17 protein-coding genes and 1 tRNA gene are annotated in these 19,876 nt (G+C 38.4%); 15 read left to right on the top strand and 3 right to left on the bottom strand.

What is annotated here, in order from left to right; genetic code table 11:
• Window positions 1–52: 52 nt before the first annotated feature.
• Complete coding sequence (locus P0Y49_16015) at window positions 53–1,753, bottom strand: HAMP domain-containing sensor histidine kinase (GenBank protein ID WEK18297.1); 1,701 nt, start codon at window positions 1,751–1,753, stop codon at window positions 53–55.
• A 151-nt stretch (window positions 1,754–1,904) separates the two neighbouring features.
• Here P0Y49_16015 and P0Y49_16010 point away from each other — a divergent pair, with 151 nt between their 5' ends.
• The 15 genes from P0Y49_16010 (at window position 1,905) to P0Y49_15940 (ending at window position 18,717) form a co-directional block, all read left to right on the top strand.
• Window positions 1,905–2,465, top strand: coding sequence for a sigma-70 family RNA polymerase sigma factor (locus P0Y49_16010; GenBank protein ID WEK18296.1), 561 nt, complete (start codon window positions 1,905–1,907; stop codon window positions 2,463–2,465).
• Window positions 2,466–2,543: 78 nt separating this feature from the next.
• Complete coding sequence (locus tag P0Y49_16005) at window positions 2,544–3,719, top strand: DUF4974 domain-containing protein (GenBank protein WEK18295.1); 1,176 nt, start codon at window positions 2,544–2,546, stop codon at window positions 3,717–3,719.
• 229 nt (window positions 3,720–3,948) lie between these two features.
• Window positions 3,949–7,446, top strand: coding sequence for a SusC/RagA family TonB-linked outer membrane protein (locus tag P0Y49_16000; GenBank protein WEK18294.1), 3,498 nt, complete (start codon window positions 3,949–3,951; stop codon window positions 7,444–7,446).
• Between the two features lie 13 nt (window positions 7,447–7,459).
• Window positions 7,460–8,794 carry a RagB/SusD family nutrient uptake outer membrane protein gene (locus P0Y49_15995; GenBank protein ID WEK18293.1) on the top strand — a complete coding sequence of 445 codons (1,335 nt, stop codon included), beginning with the start codon at window positions 7,460–7,462 and terminating at the stop codon, window positions 8,792–8,794.
• Window positions 8,795–8,815: 21 nt separating this feature from the next.
• Window positions 8,816–10,060 (top strand): TlpA disulfide reductase family protein, encoded by a 1,245-nt coding sequence (locus P0Y49_15990; protein WEK18292.1) that lies wholly within the window; start codon window positions 8,816–8,818, stop codon window positions 10,058–10,060.
• A 151-nt stretch (window positions 10,061–10,211) separates the two neighbouring features.
• Window positions 10,212–11,165 carry a glycosyltransferase family 2 protein gene (locus P0Y49_15985; protein ID WEK18291.1) on the top strand — a complete coding sequence of 318 codons (954 nt, stop codon included), beginning with the start codon at window positions 10,212–10,214 and terminating at the stop codon, window positions 11,163–11,165.
• A 3-nt stretch (window positions 11,166–11,168) separates the two neighbouring features.
• A complete protein-coding gene (locus P0Y49_15980) occupies window positions 11,169–12,137 on the top strand; it encodes a glycosyltransferase (GenBank protein WEK18290.1) in 969 nt (322 codons plus the stop codon).
• Window positions 12,134–12,919 (top strand): hypothetical protein, encoded by a 786-nt coding sequence (locus P0Y49_15975; protein WEK18289.1) that lies wholly within the window; start codon window positions 12,134–12,136, stop codon window positions 12,917–12,919. The genes P0Y49_15980 and P0Y49_15975 overlap by 4 nt, the downstream gene beginning before the upstream one ends.
• A 9-nt stretch (window positions 12,920–12,928) precedes the next feature.
• On the top strand, window positions 12,929–14,458 hold the full coding sequence (locus P0Y49_15970; GenBank protein ID WEK18288.1) for a GH3 auxin-responsive promoter family protein: 1,530 nt from the start codon (window positions 12,929–12,931) through the stop codon (window positions 14,456–14,458).
• Complete coding sequence (locus tag P0Y49_15965) at window positions 14,459–15,610, top strand: 1-deoxy-D-xylulose-5-phosphate reductoisomerase (protein ID WEK18287.1); 1,152 nt, start codon at window positions 14,459–14,461, stop codon at window positions 15,608–15,610.
• A 37-nt stretch (window positions 15,611–15,647) separates the two neighbouring features.
• A complete protein-coding gene (gene rseP / locus P0Y49_15960) occupies window positions 15,648–16,982 on the top strand; it encodes an RIP metalloprotease RseP (protein ID WEK18286.1) in 1,335 nt (444 codons plus the stop codon).
• Window positions 16,983–16,987: 5 nt separating this feature from the next.
• A complete protein-coding gene (gene hscB, locus P0Y49_15955) occupies window positions 16,988–17,524 on the top strand; it encodes a Fe-S protein assembly co-chaperone HscB (protein WEK18285.1) in 537 nt (178 codons plus the stop codon).
• An 83-nt stretch (window positions 17,525–17,607) separates the two neighbouring features.
• Window positions 17,608–17,892, top strand: coding sequence for a DUF3817 domain-containing protein (locus P0Y49_15950; protein ID WEK18284.1), 285 nt, complete (start codon window positions 17,608–17,610; stop codon window positions 17,890–17,892).
• Between the two features lie 59 nt (window positions 17,893–17,951).
• Window positions 17,952–18,031 (top strand) — tRNA-Leu (locus P0Y49_15945).
• A 191-nt stretch (window positions 18,032–18,222) separates the two neighbouring features.
• Window positions 18,223–18,717: a hypothetical protein gene (locus P0Y49_15940; GenBank protein WEK18283.1), complete on the top strand. Its 495-nt coding sequence runs from the start codon at window positions 18,223–18,225 to the stop codon at window positions 18,715–18,717.
• 17 nt (window positions 18,718–18,734) lie between these two features.
• Here P0Y49_15940 and P0Y49_15935 read toward each other — a convergent pair whose 3' ends face one another.
• Together P0Y49_15935 and P0Y49_15930 are read right to left on the bottom strand one after the other, a co-directional pair.
• Window positions 18,735–19,586, bottom strand: coding sequence for an IS3 family transposase (locus P0Y49_15935; GenBank protein ID WEK18282.1), 852 nt, complete (start codon window positions 19,584–19,586; stop codon window positions 18,735–18,737).
• Window positions 19,583–19,861 carry a transposase gene (locus tag P0Y49_15930; protein WEK18281.1) on the bottom strand — a complete coding sequence of 93 codons (279 nt, stop codon included), beginning with the start codon at window positions 19,859–19,861 and terminating at the stop codon, window positions 19,583–19,585. The genes P0Y49_15935 and P0Y49_15930 overlap by 4 nt, the downstream gene beginning before the upstream one ends.
• Window positions 19,862–19,876: the final 15 nt, after the last annotated feature.

The following is a 19,876-nucleotide window of genomic DNA, read 5'->3' as shown; positions in this document are numbered from 1 at the left end:
TAAGACTTATTAACCTTCTTTCTGTTCCATAGAAAGAAGGTTTTTTATTAAACTAAGCCTTCTGATAAGGAATAAAGAAGCTAAATGTGGTGCCTACACCAATGGCACTTTTAACACTGATCTTGCCTTTCTGCATTTCTACCAACTGTTTACAGATATATAAGCCCAAACCGGTACCTACCTGTCCTTTTGCAGAGTTGGTTTGATAATATTGAGAGAATAGGTTGGCCTGTTGATCTGGACTGATCCCCATTCCTGTGTCTATAATATCTACCTGTAATCGGGTATCTTCAGGTAGCAGCTCTGCATTGATGGTGATCGTTCCCTCTTTGGTATACTTTATCGCATTGCTTAAAAGGTTAACCATAACTTGCTTTAACCTGAAGTTGTCACCCAGTACCTGTGTTTCTTTATCCTCTTTAAAGTTATAATTAACCTCCAGTTTCTTTTTGGTTGCACTATAGCTCATGCTTTCGATCACCTGGTTTATGGTAGAGTAGGGATTGAATGGATCACTTTCTATTTTTAGTTCGCTGGTTTCCATTTTTGCCGCGTCAAGAGTATCGTTTAAGGTACGTAGCAACATATCAGAAGATCCCTTTATAGATTCAAGCATATCCGTCTGACGTTGCGTAAGTGGAGTTTTTGTGAATATATAAAGGAAGCCCTTTATGGCTGTCAATGGATTTCTGATTTCATGGGTCATGTGGGTGAGCAGTTCCATTTTTTGTCGCGCAATATTTACCGATCTTTTATTTTCCTTGAGCAATTGCAGCTCCGATTTGTTCAGTTGAAAGATAAAAATGATCAACAGTGCTGCAAACAGAAGTACCAGGAATAAGGCAGCCAGGTAAAATTTATTCAGCAATGATGTAGTCTCCTGGTAGTTTTTAAAAGCCATCCCTTTCAACTCATCTGCCATTTTGTAGTTGATGTCTTTTAAATCATTTACGATACGTTCCAGTTCATTGCTGATGCTAGTATTGAGGGAGATCAGTTCCCTCTGCATATTTAGCATTTTAACATTATGCTGCTGCAGCTCCTGTAGCTTTTTTGCGTTGTTAGTTCTATCACGGGCAATGATTTTTTGTGTCCTTAGCTCCGCAGTGTTTGTACTATTGTTATGGTTAATCTCTATCACTCCGCCAGAAACGCCTTGTTTATTAGAAATAGCATCTTTTAATCTTCCAAAAAGACCCTTTTTCTCCACTTGTACAGCTTTTCTTATGGTATCCGTTTTGCTGTTGATCCTCTTTTTTCGCGTTTTAAAGTTTGTGTTGATTTTCGGTAATTGATTGTTCGCCTGACCATTAAACTGGGCGTAAACAGTTAGGAGGGAATCGAAATTGTGTTTAAGCCCAAAAAGCCTGTTCGAGAGCTCCAGTTTTTTATTATACCATCCTCTTACTCGGTTGCCTTGTGCAGTGGTTAGTTGAGCCGTGTCGGTATGTGCATTTAATAAAGTATCTATTTTATTAAAGGCCAGGGTCAACTTAACTTTATAGTCGTTGCTTTTAGGCCCATTAATATCTAATAAAGATTCCTGGAAATCATCTTCTGCCTGATGCAATAATAAAAGCGCCTGCTCTGGCTTAAGTCGATGCTCAATGTTACTGGCTAATTTAGAGATATCCTCTAGTTTTTTGGTAATTGCATTACGTACAAAAAGAGCTGCTACAGCAAGAATAATAATAAATACAAGAAATGTTAATAGCGTTTTTCGGGCGAGTATTCGGGTATAAGTTACTTTCATTCAGGGTACAAAAATAAGGATAAAAATAAATATTCTCCCAGGCTTCCTCAGAAACTGATCTTATTTCAGTTAAGAATATGAATGGCCAGGAGCTAAAAAAATAAAACTTTATGATTGCTCCTCGAATTGACTAATTTTAGCCGGAAGATTTATGATTGCTTATACAGAGCTAAAAGATAGTGAGCTGGCTGCCATGTTAAAAGATGGAGAGGATGGCGTGTATAAGGAAATTTACAACAGGTATTGGGATAAGCTATATTACATTGCGCATAGAATCTTAAAATCTCAGGAGGCTACAGAAGAGGTTGTGCAAGATGTTTTTGTGCTGCTGTGGAAGAAGCGAAAGACACTTGATATTCAGTCTCTGCCAGTTTACCTGGCTGCAATGGTTAGGTATGAGGTTTATCGCTACGTTGCCAGAGATAAGAAAGATAAGGTGAATGAATTGGCTTATCAGACAACGTTGACAGATTATGCCTCTTTTGATACTGATTTGGAAAATAAACTCTTACTTGAGATTATTGAAAGTCTCTCTAATCAGCTTCCGGAGAAATGCCGGCTGGTATTTCAGTATGTAAAACTGCAGGACAGAGCGCTGTCTGATGTTGCAGATGAATTGAATATTTCACAGAAAACAGCCGAAGCACATCTAACAAAAGCCTTGAAAACGATTAGGGGAAATATAGGTGATGCTATGCATTTGCTTTTTTAAGTATTTTAAAAATATTTTCATTTTGCACTAAGGGTAAATCGCCTGGTTCATACTCTATACATTCAAACGCCCATGGTTATGAATAAAGAGGAAGCAAAAGGTTTAGCAAAAAAGTTTTTAGCAGGAGAAGCAACTGCCGAAGAGAAGAGAAAGTTGCATGACTGGTCTGCATTAAATGCTGATAATGAACCTGAAGTTATATTTACATCTAAGCCCGAAAATGCTGAGGATGTTAAGTCAAGATTGTTTGATGGTATTCAGTCTAAAATTACTACAGGAAATTTACCAGAATATCATAGCCATATAAATACTAAGTCATGGTACCGTATGGTGGCCGCTGCTGCAATACTTTTGATTGTTGGAGCTTCGGTGTTATTTAAAGCAGGTACAGGTAGTCTTTTTACGGGTGATCTTGCTGATGCTAAAAACATCGCCGTAGGTAAAAATACCGCAACCCTAACGTTATCGAATGGTAAGCAGATTAATTTATCAGATGCTTTGAATGGCCAGTTGGCAGATGAACATGGGATTAGTATTCACAAAACTTCAGACGGACAACTGGTTTATGAAGTGAAAGGTGAATCAGTGGCAGGGGGTAATGAAAATCGTTTAAATATGATAAGCACACCAAAAGGTGGACAATATCAGGTCGTATTACCCGACGGAAGTAAGGTATGGTTAAATGCTGCCTCAAGCATCAAATTTTCATCTGATTTTGCGGGCCTTAATCAACGTAAGGTTCAGTTAATAGGCGAGGCATATTTTGAAGTAACAAAAGATAGGTCACATCCATTTATAGTTCAAACAAATAAACAGGACGTTGAAGTACTTGGTACGCATTTTAATATTAATGCTTATGGTGATGAAGACAAAACTAAAACGACCTTGTTGGAAGGTAGCGTGCGCGTTAGCCTGGCCGATTACAGCAATGCAAGTCATGCTTTTGCGATCTTAAAACCCGGTCAGCAGGCTGTTTTAGCTGATGGATCAATAAAAATCAATCAGGCAGATATAGAAGAGGCTGTGGCCTGGAAGAATGGATATTTTAAGTTTAATAGCGAGTCACTTTCCTCTATTATGCGCAAGTTATCGCGATGGTATGATGTTGAAGTGATATACAAAGGGGAAATAAGTAAAGACCGTTTTGGCGGCACCATTAGTCGGTATAAAAACGTAGCTGATGTACTTGAAATGCTGGAATCAACAAAATTAGTGAAATTTAAAGTTGAAGGGAGGAAGATCATAGTGATATAAAATTTACTTGAATGGGCGAGAGCCAAAAAATGAAGAACAAAAACCAGAGGCGGTGAGAGGCCCCTGGCTTAGTGTTCGGGAAGCGGTTAACAGAATTGCGACTAAACAATAATTATCAACACAACCCAAACTAAACAAATTTATGAATTTTTATGATCTAACCCGACATAGGTTTAAAACCTATGGGTCGGGCCAATTAATACGTGTTATGAGATTAACCATCATCATAATGACAGCCTTATTTATACAAGTGAGCGCTAAAAGTGTTGCGCAGAAGGTTACAATATCGGCAAAGAATGCTTCATTGTTACAGTTATTTGATGAATTGCGATTACAGACCGGCTATGATTTTCTTTATTCAGATGAAATGCTGAAAATGGCAAAACCGGTGACGATCTATGCAAAACAGCAACAATTGGAAACAGTTTTGAACCAAATGTTTCGTAACCAGCATCTGGTTTATACCTTAAAATATAAGGCTGTGATTATTGCAAGGAAGGAAGAAACCTTATTGGATATGGTGAATTCCTATTTTGCCAGAATTGACGTTCGCGGAAAAGTAAGTGATGAACAGGGACGGCCCTTACCTGGTGCTACGGTAAAAGCTAAAAACCTGGACCGGTTGGTGATTACTGATGCGAACGGTGGTTTTGCATTCACAGGAATTGATGAAAAAGCGGTACTGGTAGTCTCTTATTTGGGTTATAAAACTAAAGAAGTTCCAGTAAAAGCCGTAATGAATATTAGTATTGAGCTTGCAAATGCAGATTTAGAAGAGGTAGGTGTAATCAGTACGGGGTACCAGAAAGTTAAAAAGGATCAGCTAACAGGTGCAGCCAGTACAATAGGGGAGAAGGATTATAATCAGCGTACAGCTGTAACAGGTAATTTTTTGGAAAACCTGGAAGGAAAAATACCCGGTCTTGTTTACAATAGTATTTCAGGGGAGATTTCTATTCGCGGGGTAAGTACTTTTGATGCAGTTAAAAGACCATTGATTGTGGTGGATGGATTCCCTACAGAGATAGACCTGAGTACCATCAATCCAAATGATGTAGTCTCCGTATCGGTGCTTAGAGATGCCGCTGCTGCTTCAATATATGGTGTCCAGGCCTCTAATGGGGTAATCGTGGTCGAAACACGCCGTGGGAAAATAGGTAAGCCTGTTTTTAATTTCCGTAGTACTTTTGGTTTTGAGGCCAAGCCTGATTTTAGCAATCTGAATTATATTGGTTCGGAAGAAATGATTCAGATTCATAAAGATTATGTGAAATCAGGTAATGATGCTCGATATTACTATCAGGATCATAGTGCTATCGATCCAGTAAAAATGGTATTGTTTGATCTGGGTGATAAACTGATAACTCAGCAGCAGGCTGATGCGAAACTTGCTGCAATCGGCTCATATAACAATCTTAAAGATTATACCAATCTCTTTTATCAAAAAAGACTAACGAAGCAGGTTAATTTTGATGTGAGTGGTGGTAATGATAAAAGCACCTATTTGCTGGGCCTGAATTATATTACAGAAAAACCGAAAGAAAGAGCCTCCCAAAATGATAGGATTATCTTAAATGCGGCCAATACTTATCAGTTGACTAATTTGTTCTCTTTGGATTTTAGGGCAAGTTATACAAATAATCAGAAGAAAAATGGTAAGATAGCTCCCTATGAAGACCTTTTACCTTATGAGCGTTTGGTGGATGACTATGGTAATGCTTTGCCTGCAACTTATGGAGAAGGTAAAGAGACTTCTTATGCGGTTAGTAAAGCATATAATGAGGCTGCAAAAGCAAAAGGACTTTACGACATGCTGTATTATCCTTATGCCGAGCTAAATGCAAATTCTAATAAAACTACACTCAATTCATTCAGAACTCAGGGACGTTTAAATACTAAAATTACCAATTGGTTGAATTTGGATCTGGGAGGTGCTTATGAGAATGAGCAGGGTATCAATGACTACCTGCAAACAGACAAGACTTACAGAGTTCGTTATATGGTTAATATAAAGGCAAAGAAAGATCCGGTAAAAGGAACACCTATGTTTACGGACTTGCCACAGGGCGATTTTTTAAGCAAGCAGACAATAAAAAACTTAGCTTATACCTTACGCGGGCAATTTAATGCGAATTATTATTCGAAAGACAGGAAGCATAACATTTCGGGAATTTTGGGTGTTGAACAGCGAAAAACACAATCTGAATCTTATAAAACGACTTTCTTTGGCTATGATGGGCAGTCACTTATCAATAAGCCGGTAAATTTGCAGGTATTGAATACAAATACTCCGCCAGTTTTCTCCGAGTTGGGTACGTACGATGGTACAAGATTTAAAAGCACAAATTATTTTTCTGAATTGTCTAATGATAGACGGTTTCGTTCTTTCTATGGACAAGGAACCTATGTTTACGATCGTCGTTATGTAGCAACCGGAAGTTTGCGTATAGATCAGTCAAACCTTTTCGGAATAGATCCTAAGTATAAAAATACACCACTATGGTCTGCGGGACTTAGCTGGGTTCTGGCAGAAGAAGAATTTATCAAACCACTTACCTGGATCAGCACTTTACAGCTTAGAGCGGCTACTGGTTTCAATGGAAATGTGCCAAGTAGTGTCAATGGGCCCTTTCTGTTACTCAATTCAGGTTTAAATACCGTATTTAATACTTCCCAATTGTATTATGACGTAGCCTCGCCAGAGAACCAGTCTATTCGTTGGGAAACCACACAGAATTATAATCTTGGTTTAGACTTCGGATTATTAGAGGGAAAAATTTCTGGCTCTGTTGACGCTTATTATAAAAAAACAAGGGATGTATTTGGAATGATGTCTGCCGATCCAACATTAGGTTTCAATCAATACAATGCCAATACTGCCGCTATCGAAAATAAAGGTCTTGAGTTAATGATCAACAGTTCGAATTTCAGCTCAAGGAGCTTCAGCTGGCGCACAGGCATAACTGCATCTTTTAATAAAAATAAAGTGCTGGCTGTTCAAACAAAAGATAAAACGTCTTCCGTAAATATGGTTGATGGTACAGACCTTCAGAAAGGTTATCCAATGAATGCCCTGTTTAGTTATAAATACGCAGGTTTAAATGATAAAGGTCAGCCTGGAGTATATGATAGAAATGGTGATGTCAAAATTATGAATACTTATGGCGATGCCATTGTAGATGTTGATTTTGAAGACCTGAAATATAGTGGAACAACTACGCCAAAGTACGTGGTAGGTTTAAATAACCAGTTTTCTGTAGGAGCATTTGACTTCTCTTTTCTATTTATGTATTATGGCGGGCATGTGATGCGTGTACAACAGCCTAATCCTGATGATGTAAATTATGGTTATGCATTAAAGGGATCAGCTAATTACTGGAAACAAAAGGGAGATGAGCTGTATACTTCTATACCTGGATTTCCAGAATATGGTACTCCGGGATATTATGGCTTTGCTGCAAAATATGGTTACACGTATGGCGACCGTTTTGTTAGAAAAGCAGATTACATTAGGTTAAGAGATATCATTTTGACTTACAACCTAAAAAGTGAGACCTTAAAAAAGGCTGGTATCAGTAATACGCAAATCCGCTTCCAGGCACAAAACCCTTTCAAATATACATTTAGTGGAAACAGTATAGATTCAGAGTCAATCGACAAACGAACTGGAATCAGATCAATGCCTCAACAGGCTTTTTATAGTTTAACACTGTCTACTAATTTCTAATAACCTAATTGATATGAAAAAGATATTATTCTACATATTTAATGCATTAATGTTGATGGGCATAGCTTCCTGTAAAGACTTTTTAGAGGTTAAGCCTAAAGGGGTGATACTTCCCGAAAAACTCTCAGATTACGAAAATATGTTAAACTCGCCAACGATGACACAAACATTTCCTTCGGCATTGATGTATTGCACGGATGATTATTATGGTGAATATTCACCGGTAGCACCTAGTATTGATGCGAATATGTTCCTTTGGCGAAGAGAAATAGATCTGAATGATCAGGTAAGTCCTGCAATATGGGGACTGTTATACCGTGTTATTTATGATGCGAATGTGATTGTTAAAAATGCAATGCAGACCAAAGATGCGCCCGAACAGAGGAAGAAGGAAGTATTGGGGGAGGCATTATTGGTACGCTCAGATGCTTATTTTACATTGCTCACTGTTTTTGCCAAAGCTTATGATCCTGCTACAGCAGGGGCAGATCCAGGCCTGCCATTGGTAACTTCCAGCGATGTCACCGGATCTACACCACCGCGCTCCGGGCTTCGTGCAACTTTAGATACTATTGTTAATAATACGATGATGGCTTCCGAATACCTGCCGCTAAGTAATCTTAACAGATATCGCGGTACTAAGGCTGCAGCTTATGGTTTGCTGTCCAGGATTTACCTTTATATGGCTGATTACCCAAATGCTGCTAAATATGCCGAGCTAGGCCTTAAAGCCAATCACCAGTTGCTGGATTACAATACATACACAAATAAAAACGGGATGCCGGTTACCGATTTAAATCCTGAAATTCTATGGCAACGTGCAAGCGAGTATTATGGTGTTCCTGCTTTTTTATTGTACTCTGATGATTTGAAGACGTATTTTAATGCGACTGATCTTCGCTACTCTTTGCTTACGAGTACCAATGCTAAAGGGCTAAACAGAGCTGTGCCTCCGGGAAGGGCTAATTTTGGAATCACGTTCCAGGAACTTTATCTGAATGTAGCTGAAGCGGCAGCCCGGGGTAATGATGTGCCTAAAGCCATGGAAACGGTTAACAAAATCAGAAAGAAAAGGATTAAAACTGTCAATTACCAGGATTTAACAGCCGGCAATTCAGAAGCTGCGCTTGCCATTGTACTTGCCGAACGCAGACGTGAGCTTGCATACAGTGGACAAAGGTGGATGGATATGAAACGACTGGATAGAGAAGGACGCATGTCTGAAGTCATTCGTGTGAATAAAAAAAGCGGAGTTATATTGACAACTTTAAAGCCACATAGTAAGGAATATACGTTTCAAATACCTACAAGGGTAAGACGTTTTAATCCTCAAATGGAAATCAATTAAAATCATTTTATAAATATTGTTATGAAATCAATTATTATTACCACCATATTAAGTATATCTGCGCTTTCAGGTTTTACGCAAAGTAAAAATGGACTAACGGATGATCTGTTAAAAGATAAAGAGCAGGTTTTAGCCAGATATATACCAATGGCGAATGGCGATTATCTGCATAAATTGTATGTGACGCCATCTACAGAAGTGCTCGGGAAGCTGGAGGAGTTTAAAGCGGCTATGAAGGTTAAGGCAGATGCGGAAACGGATATTGCTGTTAAATCACTGATGCTAAAAGATGTTGATTTTTATGCCCGTCAGGTTCTTAGCAGATATGTCGGAGTATATGGTATGGACTCTGTTGGGATGGAGAATCTGATGAAGCTCCTGACAGAAAAAAAAGGTGCTCCGGATTTTCATAAATTAATAGATTCTGCCCAGAAAAAAGCTTTTGTGAAGCGTATGGAACCGGAAGAAAGAAGTAAGTTAAAGAAAATGATTGATGATGGGGCCAATTTGAATGACGAAGCCTTGTTTAAGAGATCTGCTGCTTATAGAACCTGGTTGGATAGCAGGATTACGGATTTGAGAAATACCAAATACAAAGCAGATACTACATTGGGCTATGAAGGCAATAATGTAGTAAAGCTCAAAGTGATAGAGAATGAACTTTCTGCAGGTTTTGTAAAGGATTATCTGACCTATCAGACAACGGGTACTATCATTAAAATGGTAAGAAATGTTTCAGCTAAAGAAGATGCTTACCGGAATTTCATGGCCAAAGCTACTAATCCTGTGTATAAAAAGGAGATAGAAGAAGTATACGCAAATTATAAAATGATGGTTGGAAATTCACTTTCACCGGATTTTAATTATACTGATGTAAATGGAAAGCAGATTGCTTTAAAATCATTACGTGGTAAGTACGTTTACATTGATGTGTGGGCTACCTGGTGTGGACCTTGCAAAGCCGAGATACCCTTCTTAACTAAAGTAGAAGATGATTATCATGGTAAAAATATCCATTTTGTAAGTCTTTCTGTTGACCGTATTGCCGACAAAGCCAAATGGATTAGTTATGTAAAGGACAATAAGCTGCAAGGAATTCAGCTAATGGCCGATAAGGATTTTAGTTCTGATTTTGTGAAAAAGTTTAACATTAATTCTATTCCAAGGTTTATTTTGATCGATCCGGCGGGAAAAATCGTTTCTGGCGACGCAAAGAGACCTTCCGATCCTGAGCTACGAAAACAGCTTGATAGGCTATTGAAATAGAATGTGTATTAGTTTTACAACGTAAAAACAGATGCCGGCTTTCAATTTGGGGCCGGCATCTGTATATAATATAAAATTTTCTTCGGATTTAACGGAAGGACATTTTATTTCTCTAAGTTTGCATTTGGTTTTTTAGCGTTTATAAGCACACATGGATATTTCTGTTGTAATCCCATTATATAATGAAGATGAGTCTCTTCCCGAATTAACCACCTGGATAGCGAAGGTGATGCGGGAAAATAACTTTTCTTATGAAATTCTTTTTGTTGATGATGGAAGTACAGATTCATCCTGGTCAGTAATTGAAGAATTGAAAAAGGAGTACAATGCTGTAAAAGCTATTAAATTCAGAAGAAATTATGGTAAATCAGCAGCTTTAAATGTAGCTTTTGCTGCAGCTGAAGGAAACGTTATCATTACTATGGATGCTGATTTGCAGGACAGCCCGGATGAAATACCGGAACTGTATCGCAGAATCAATGAGGAAAAGCTGGATATCATTTCTGGCTGGAAAAAGAAACGTTATGATCCGATTTCAAAAACTATACCGACTAAATTGTTTAATGCCGCAACACGTCGCATGTCCGGCATACAACTCAACGATTTCAACTGCGGACTAAAAGCATACCGGAAAGATGTGGTTAAAACCATTGAGGTTTATGGTGAAATGCACCGTTACATTCCAGTAATCGCGAAATGGGCAGGCTTTAAGAAGATAGGAGAGCAGGTTGTGGAGCATAGAGCCCGTAAATACGGGGTAACTAAATTTGGTCTCAGCCGTTTTATCAATGGTTTTCTGGATTTGCTGTCGATATTTTTTGTTGGCAAGTTTGGGAAAAGACCCATGCACTTTTTTGGTTCACTGGGCGTTTTGAGTTTTTTGATAGGTACGTTTATGGCTTTGTGGCTAATAGGTGAGAAGCTGTATCATATCTCAATGAGTATTCCTTATAAGAGAGATGTGACTGCTCAGCCTTTGTTTTATATAGCCCTTGTCGCTATAATAGTTGGCTCGCAGCTATTCCTGACGGGATTTGTGGCAGAGCTCGTTACCAGAAATGCTCCCGAACGCAACCATTACCTGATTGAAAAGGAAATCATTTAATCCATGTTTTTTTCTATCATTATTCCGCTATATAACCGTCCGCAGGAAATAGACGAATTATTAAATACCCTCACCAAGCAAACCTATACACAGTTTGAGGTTCTGGTTATCGAAGATGGATCTGTAAATGATGCGAAGGCTATTGTAGAAAAATATACCAATAAACTGGATGTAAAGTATTTTTTTAAACCTAACGAGGGACAAGGCTTTGCACGGAATTATGGTTTCGAACGTGCCAAAGGAGATTTCTTTGTGATCTTTGATTCCGATTGTCTGATTCCTGAAGATTACCTGGAAATTGTAAAGAACTATCTTTTTGAGCATAAACTGGATGCCTATGGTGGCCCTGATGCTGCACATAAGAGTTTTACACCGGTCCAGAAGGCAATCAGTTACGCCATGACTTCCCCTTTTACTACTGGAGGCATCAGGGGTAATAAAAAACACTTGGGGCAGTTTCATCCCCGGAGTTTTAATATGGGGGTATCGCGTGAGGTTTGGCAAAAAGTTGGCGGCTTCATTTTAACCAGACTAGGGGAGGATATTGAATATAGTATTCGCATTCATTCGAATGGATTTAAGATCGGATTGATTCCGGGCGCTGTTGTTTATCATAAAAGACGTACAAGTTTTGTTCAGTTTTATAAACAACTGCACTTTTTTGGAAGGGCAAGGATAAATATTTATAAACATTTTCCGGCGGAGCTAAAACTGGTTCATTTTTTTCCTGCAGTTTTTACCTGTGGCATAATATTTACAGTGCTGATGAATATATTTTATTGTCCTTTAGCGTATTTGTGTAACTTTATACTGTTGTTATACCTAATGTTGATATTTTTTCATTCATGGTGGGTTAATAAATCGTTAAAGGTTGCATTTTTGAGTATTATTGCTGCGTTTATTCAACTGACAGCCTATGGCTTAGGTTTTATGCAGGATTTTTTTAAAAGAATAGTATTAAAACAACAATGATAGAGTTTCTAAAAGAAAGCACATTTACGGTAAATGAGGTGATTGGCAAGGCTTGGACAGTAACCAAGAAGAATTACTTTTCCATCGCCACACTTTGCTTTTTAATGTTCATAACGTCCAATGCCTCGGGCTTAATGGCATTTTTTTTAAAAGATGTAAACATGGGGTTGAGCATATTGATGGCGTTTTTCTTCGTCATGTTTTATTTTACCATCAACCTTTCGCTCTTTAAATACATCTTTCACCTATTGGATGATGATTTAAATGTGAGTATCGTAAGTACGATTCCTACCCGCAAGCAGATCATCAGATTTCTTGTGGCTATGTTATATTTTATGCTTTGTATCGTTGGTGTTTATTCGATCGTGATATTAATTGCATTCCCTTTTATTTACACGGGTATAAATATTGACATTATTACCAATATTGCCATTTCGGTAGGAATCATAGCTATATTTATTACCTGGATACGAATTTCTTTCTTCCCTTTCTTTATTTTGGATAAGAATCTACCGCCTTTTTCGTCTATCAAATTTAGTCTGGCTATTACGAAAGGTAACTTTACCAAAATCTTATTGCTGCTTTTGGTATTGGGAGGTTTTCATTTGCTGTACTTGTTTGTTAGTTATTTGAAATGGCCTGTCATTGCTTTCTTTATCAATGTTTTAAGCTCATTTATTATTGTTCCCTTATCAAGTGTGGCTTTAACAATTGCCTATAGAAAAATGATGAGCGAATACAAAGGTGAAGGCGAACCTGATATTATTCATAATATAGTTTAATCAGTATTTATGGGATTAAAAGCGGCATTAAGTAAGCCATTTGCTGCCTTTATAGTAAAGGGCATTGACAAATGGAAAAAAAATGCAGTAAAGGCTCAGCAGGATACGCTTAAGCATCTGGTTGCTGCGGCAAAGCATACTTCTTTTGGTAAAGACCATCATTTTGCATCGATAAAAACTTACGAGGACTTTAAAAAGCAGGTTCCTATACGGGATTATGAAGATTTAAGACCTTATATAGATAGGGTAGTTGCTGGAGAAAAGAATGTAATGTGGAAGGGCAAACCCCAGTATTTTGCAAAAACATCAGGCACAACATCAGGCGTAAAGTATATACCGATTTCTGCAGCATCTATGCCCGAACATATTAAAGCTGCGCGTAATGCCTTACTTACATATATTCATGAAACAGGGAATGTGCGGTTTATTGATGGCAAGATGATTTTTTTGCAGGGTAGTCCGGTGATGAGTAAAAAAAATGGTATTCATGTAGGTCGTTTATCAGGTATAGTGGCCAACCTGGTTCCTGCTTATTTGCAAAAGAATCGTTTGCCTTCCTACCAGACAAATTGTATTGAGGATTGGGAAGAAAAGGTGGACGCCATTGTTGAAGAAACAATGGATCAAAATATGACCCTGATTTCGGGGATACCACCTTGGGTACAAATGTATTTCGATAGGCTGACTGAAAAATCGGGTGGAAAGAAGATCAAGGACATCTTTCCTAATTTCGAATTGTTTGTATACGGTGGAGTAAATTACGAGCCCTACCGGTCAAAAATTGAGGCTAGTATTGGCCGAAAGATAGATTCTATAGAGACTTATCCTGCATCCGAAGGCTTTATTGCATACCAGGATAGTCAACAAGATAAAGGTTTGTTACTATTGGCAGATGCAGGGATGTTTTATGAATTTATCCCTACGGATGAGTTTTATAATGATCATCCTACACGTTTGAGTTTGGGTGAGGTGGAACTGGATACCAATTATGCACTGGTTTTAAATACCAATGCCGGACTTTGGGGATATGTAATTGGTGATACCATTAAATTTGTATCTAAAGATCCCTATAAAATTATGGTAACGGGTAGAATTAAACATTTTATATCGGCCTTTGGCGAGCATGTGATCGGTGAGGAGGTGGAATATGCCTTGTTGTCTGTTGCTAATGAAGAAGGGGTGGGGATTACCGAATTTACGGTTGCTCCACAGGTGAGGACACCGGCTGGGGAGTTGCCTTATCACGAGTGGTTTGTAGAGTTTTCTAATCCACCGGCAGATATGGTCTCTTTTAGCAAAAAGGTAGATGAAGCATTGCAAAAGAAGAATATTTACTATTTTGACCTGATTGAGGGCAAAATATTGCAACCTTTGATCATTCGTTCTTTACAAAAGGATGCGTTTGTAAGCTATATGAGGACACAGGGTAAGTTGGGCGGACAAAACAAAGTTCCACGTCTTGCCAACGACAGGAAGATAGCGGATGATTTAAGTGGTTTTATAACTCGTCATAGTGGCGAAGAACAGAGGAGAATATAATTGAAAAATATATCCATTTTAGGTGCTACAGGGTCTATAGGTACCCAGGCTTTAAATGTTATTGAAGGGAATCCTGATTTATATCGGGTTGTTGCGTTAACGGGAAACGGAAATGCTGCGCTATTGATTGAGCAGGCTTTGAAGTTTGCACCGGAGCTGGTTGTAATTACAGATGAAAGTAAATATCAAATAGTAAAGTCGGCCTTAGCTGGGACAAGTATTAAGGTTCTGGCCGGAGAGGAGGCTCTATGTGAAGCTGCGGGTTTAGATGGGGTAGATATTGTGCTTACTGCAATTGTTGGGTCGGTAGGATTAAAACCTACTATTGCAGCCATAAAGGCGGGTAAAGATATTGCTCTGGCTAATAAGGAAACACTTGTTGTTGCTGGTGACCTGATTACGGAATTGGCTAAGGAAAAGGGGGTAAAGATTATTCCGGTAGATTCTGAGCATTCAGCGATTTTTCAATGTTTGGTCGGTGAGTCGGCTGATTCCATTGAAAAGATTTATCTTACTGCTTCGGGGGGACCTTTTAGAGGTAAGGACTGTTCTTTTCTTAAGGGGGTTACGAAGGCTGAAGCATTGAGGCATCCGAATTGGGTAATGGGTGCAAAGATTACCATTGACTCGGCTTCATTAATGAATAAAGGGCTTGAAGTGATTGAGGCCAAATGGCTTTTTGATTTGCAGGCTGATCAGATCGATGTAATTGTACATCCTCAATCTATTGTACATTCGCTTGTGCAATTTAATGATGGATCAATGAAAGCTCAAATGGGCTTGCCGGATATGAATTTGCCTATTCATTATGCTTTGGCCTATCCAAATAGAATAAGTAGTGATTTTAAACGTTTCAATTTTATGGACTACCCGGAGCTTAATTTTTATAAAGCAGACCCGGAAACGTTTAGAAATCTTGACCTGGCTTATACTGCTTTACATAAAGGGGGAAATATGCCTTGCATTATCAATGCAGCTAATGAAGTGGTAGTAGAAGCCTTTTTGCAGGACAAGATTGGATTTTTACAAATGAGTGATGTGATTGAGGCTTGTATGGAGGGGATAGACTTTATTGAGAAGCCCAGCCTGAGCAATTATTTAGAAACAGACCAGTATACACGTATATTTGCGGGTCAACTGGTAACAAAATAGAATTTTTAAGATCAAAATAGAATATTAAAAGAAAAATATGAGTGGATTGATTATGGCAACCCAGTTATTGCTGGGATTATCGATATTGGTAATTTTACATGAGTTAGGACATTTTTTGGCGGCGCGTGCCTTTGGAATTAAAATAGAAAAGTTCTACCTGTTTTTTGATGCCTGGGGTTTTAAACTGTTTAGCATTAAAAAGGGGGACTGCGAATACGGAATAGGTTGGCTGCCTCTTGGTGGTTATGTTAAAATTGCCGGTATGATAGATGAGTCTATGGATACTGCGCAAATGGCACAACCGGTACAACCATGGGAATTTAGATCTAAACCAGCCTGGCAGCGTTTAATCGTTATGCTTGGTGGTGTAATTGTGAACATCATCGTTGGTATTTTTATTTTCTGGGTCATGACCTTTACTTATGGGGAAACCTATATTGCTAATAGTTCAGTCCTTAGCGGTGTTAATCCGGGAGCTGTAGGTAAGGAGCTCGGCTTGCAAAAAGGGGATAGAATTATTGCTGTGAATGGGAATAAGGTAATTCGTTTTGATGAATTGACCAGTTCTGAAGTGTTGATGGGTAATAGTAATTTAACTATTGTCCGTGGCGATAAAACCATTGATATTAAAGTTCCTGACAATATCTTAAATAAGATTTCTGATTTTGGAGTAGAGTCGTTTATCAGTAGAATTCCACTTTTAACGTCGACAATTGACAGTGTTATAGAGGGGAAAGCTGCGTCTAAAGCCGGACTTAAGAAAGGGGATCGGATTATTGCTGTAAACTCTGTTCCCGTTAAATATGATGCAGATGTAAGGGAATTGATCCCTAACTTTAAAGGTAAAACTTTAGCTATTGAGGTAACCAGGGGTGCAGAACACTTAACTTATAATGTTCCTGTAGATCCTGCTGGTACAATTGGTATTGGCTTTAATTTTAAAGAGGTTAAGGAAGAAACGATTAAATATAGTTTGTTGGCCGCACTACCAATTGGTATAAAACAAGCTTGGACAACTTTTAGCGATAATGCTAAAGGAATATGGAAAGTCTTAAAAGGCGAAGTTAAAGCGAATAAGGCTTTTTCTGGCCCTGTTGAGATCGCGCGTAAGGTTTATGGTGGCGAGTGGATCTGGACTAAGTTCTGGCTTTCTACAGGCTTTATATCAATTGCCTTAGCCTTTATGAACTTATTGCCAATTCCTGCATTGGACGGTGGACATGTTGTTTTCCTGGTTATTGAAATGATTAAAGGAAAACCACTTGGTGATAAATTTATGGAACGTGCTCAGATTGTCGGTTTTGTAATGTTGTTATCGCTGATGGTATTTGTACTGGGGAACGACATTTTTAAAGCTTTCTTTAAGCATTAAAGCGGATGACTGATTATTTTGGTTTTTATGGTCTGCCGATTAGTTTTAATCCTGATGCTGCAGCCGTAAAACAGCAATTTTATGCTTTGAGTAAAAAGTATCACCCTGATTTTTATATCAACGAAAGTGAAGAAAAACAGGCTGAGGTGCTGGAATTGAGTACGCTGAATAATAAGGCTTATCAGGTGTTAAGTGATCCGCAAAAGCGCTTGCATTATATTTTAGAACTAAAGGGCCTGCTAACGGAGGGAGAAAATTATGTGCTTCCACAAGCCTTTTTAATGGAAATGATGGATGTGAACGAGGCATTAATGGATTTGCAGTTCGATCCTGATGCCGTTCGTCTGGCGGCGCTTCAAGATGAGGTTGTCTTGATTGAAAAGGGCATAGCTGATGAAATCTTAAAATTAACGGCTTCTTTTGATGATCTGGATGAAACTGAACAGGGAGAGTCTCTTGTCAGAATTAAAGATTTATATTATCGTAATAAGTATTTATTGCGCATACGCGCAAGCATAAATAAGGCAACAAGTAGTCTGTAGCTGTTGTTAAGACAGTGTAAAAAAGCAGTTAAGCGCTTTTTTACACTGTTTATTTGAGGTAATTTCGGCCTCAAATCAATTGTATGAATACATTATCAATTTTTAGAAAAGTAGCCATAGCTGAAGGTATTTCTTACATTCTGCTATTGTTTATCGCTATGCCCTTAAAGTATTGGGCGGAGATGCCTTTAGCTGTTAAGTACACAGGATGGGCGCATGGTCTGTTGTTTGTGCTTTATATTGCATTCTTAATCATGGCATGGACAGAATATAAGTGGAGTTTTAAGAAATCTGCCTTAATTGGAGTGGCTTCTTTGTTGCCTTTTGCCCCTTTTTTGGTGGATAAACGGTTAAAAGAAGAAAATTAAAATAAATTTGGCAAATATTAAATCTATTTATACATTTGCAACCCGCTGAAGAAGCAAATGCCCAGCTGGCGGAATTGGTAGACGCGCTGGTCTCAAACACCTGTGGGAAACCGTGCCGGTTCGACTCCGGCGCTGGGTACAACTAACCACCTTTAATTAATTTTAAAGGTGGTTTTTTGATTTATACATACAGTTTTACATACGAAATTTTTGCCACGATCGTGCTTACATCGGATCAACAATGCTTTTAATCATAAAAAATGTTTAGGATTGTTTATAGGTAGCACTAAACAGAATAAATTCTTTATTGCTATTTTACAACCGCAAGTGATGATCGACACAAAGTCATTGAGTGATGATGCGGAAATAGTAACAGTTGGCCTTTCCTTAGATTTTATTACAGCCTTTCCAATTTTACGTGAGTTTATTATGAACAATCAAATTAGATGGCAGCCAGTTATCAGACTTCAACCTGAAGAAATAAAATTACAAAATGAGTTGTTGACACTTATACAAAACTTCTACCATAAAAAAACTAGCCCTAATAAAACAGAAATGCTTCGACATCTTGTGATGGTTCTCATTAGTATGATTTCTGAAGTATATTCTAATTTACCTAATAACAAAAGCTTAGTGAAGAACCGTACACATGAGATTATAGACAATTTTTATCTACTAATTTCAAAGTATGCTTATCAACAAAGAAACGTTGGGTTTTATGCTGAAAAACTTCATTTAACGCCGCAATATCTTTCTACTTTCCTGAAACAGAAAACTGGAAAATCTGTATTACTGAAGTACTCCCGGTTTGCTGGACAGCTATAGGTCAAACTTAAGATTATTTAGGACACTTTTTTATTATTTTGATAGAATACCTCATTTGGCGTAAGATCGTCCATTGACCGATGCCTTCGTTCATTGTTATAAAATTCCACATACCGTTTTATACCCTGGAATAATTCCATACCACCGTTAGGTGGGTTAAGATAAATATACTCCTGTTTCAAAGATCTCCAGAATCGCTCAATGAACACATTATCCAAGGCTCTTCCCTTGCCATCCATAGATATACTTACATTACTGTCTTTAAGTGCTTTAGTGAAGATCGGACTGGTGAACTGTGAGCCTTGATCCGTATTAAATATACCAGGTGTACCATGTTCTTCAATGGTTTCAAGCAGTACATCTCTGCACCATTCTACGGTCATGGTATTTGAAATGCTCCATCCGACAATCTTTCGGCTGTACACATCAATAATGGCAAACATATACATGAAGCCTCTGAACATGGGAATATAAGTGATATCAGCCTGCCAAACCTGGCCCGGCCGATCTATTTTCAAGCCTTTCAGCAAATATGGATATTTATGGTGTGCCGCATTAGCCTTGCTCAGGTTCTTTTTAGGATAAATTGTCCGCAGGTTCATCACACGATAAAGACGACGTATACGCTTGTTATTCACATGACATCCCAAATCTTTGTTAAGATACGCAGTCATCCGGTCCACGCCGTAAAACGGGCAGTCAAGAAACTTACGGTCAATCAAATTCATTATCGACTGGTTGAACAGCGACTCGCCTTTAGGCTTGAAATAATAGCAGCTGCGCTGCAAGTTCAGTAGCTTGCACTGACTGGCAATACTCAGCGCCTGGTGCTCCGGGGAAATAAGGCTACGCCTTTCAATTATACTCATTTCCCCAAGACTTTTTTTAGGAAATCAACCTGGATCTGAAGTTCGCCAATCTTGGAGTACAGTTCCTTCTCTTTAGATTCTTCCTTTTCATCTGGTTTCTCTGAACCAAACACCGTATCGGCTTTCTCAAGAAATTCACGCTTCCACGCGGTGATCTGTGTGGGATGGAGACTGTATTTGGACGCAAGTTCTTGCATGGTACTACTTTCCTTAATTGCTTCAAGCACCACTTTGGTCTTGAAAACAGAACTGAATTTTCTACGCTCTTTTTTCATTTTCAACTGTTAAAT

The organism is Candidatus Pedobacter colombiensis, from assembly GCA_029202485.1.
Taxonomy (GTDB): Bacteria; Bacteroidota; Bacteroidia; order Sphingobacteriales; family Sphingobacteriaceae; genus Pedobacter; species Pedobacter colombiensis.
Note: the sequence above shows the minus strand (reverse complement) of the source record. Positions and strands in the feature narration are given on the sequence as shown.

Coding starts and splice junctions, on each gene's coding strand:
- P0Y49_16015 (WEK18297.1), bottom strand. CDS start 1,753: ATGAAAGTAACTTATACCCGAATACTCGCCCGAAAAACGCTATTAACA.
- P0Y49_16010 (WEK18296.1), top strand. CDS start 1,905: ATGATTGCTTATACAGAGCTAAAAGATAGTGAGCTGGCTGCCATGTTA.
- P0Y49_16005 (WEK18295.1), top strand. CDS start 2,544: ATGAATAAAGAGGAAGCAAAAGGTTTAGCAAAAAAGTTTTTAGCAGGA.
- P0Y49_16000 (WEK18294.1), top strand. CDS start 3,949: ATGACAGCCTTATTTATACAAGTGAGCGCTAAAAGTGTTGCGCAGAAG.
- P0Y49_15995 (WEK18293.1), top strand. CDS start 7,460: ATGAAAAAGATATTATTCTACATATTTAATGCATTAATGTTGATGGGC.
- P0Y49_15990 (WEK18292.1), top strand. CDS start 8,816: ATGAAATCAATTATTATTACCACCATATTAAGTATATCTGCGCTTTCA.
- P0Y49_15985 (WEK18291.1), top strand. CDS start 10,212: ATGGATATTTCTGTTGTAATCCCATTATATAATGAAGATGAGTCTCTT.
- P0Y49_15980 (WEK18290.1), top strand. CDS start 11,169: ATGTTTTTTTCTATCATTATTCCGCTATATAACCGTCCGCAGGAAATA.
- P0Y49_15975 (WEK18289.1), top strand. CDS start 12,134: ATGATAGAGTTTCTAAAAGAAAGCACATTTACGGTAAATGAGGTGATT.
- P0Y49_15970 (WEK18288.1), top strand. CDS start 12,929: ATGGGATTAAAAGCGGCATTAAGTAAGCCATTTGCTGCCTTTATAGTA.
- rseP (WEK18286.1), top strand. CDS start 15,648: ATGAGTGGATTGATTATGGCAACCCAGTTATTGCTGGGATTATCGATA.
- hscB (WEK18285.1), top strand. CDS start 16,988: ATGACTGATTATTTTGGTTTTTATGGTCTGCCGATTAGTTTTAATCCT.
- P0Y49_15950 (WEK18284.1), top strand. CDS start 17,608: ATGAATACATTATCAATTTTTAGAAAAGTAGCCATAGCTGAAGGTATT.
- P0Y49_15940 (WEK18283.1), top strand. CDS start 18,223: ATGATCGACACAAAGTCATTGAGTGATGATGCGGAAATAGTAACAGTT.
- P0Y49_15935 (WEK18282.1), bottom strand. CDS start 19,586: ATGAGTATAATTGAAAGGCGTAGCCTTATTTCCCCGGAGCACCAGGCG.
- P0Y49_15930 (WEK18281.1), bottom strand. CDS start 19,861: ATGAAAAAAGAGCGTAGAAAATTCAGTTCTGTTTTCAAGACCAAAGTG.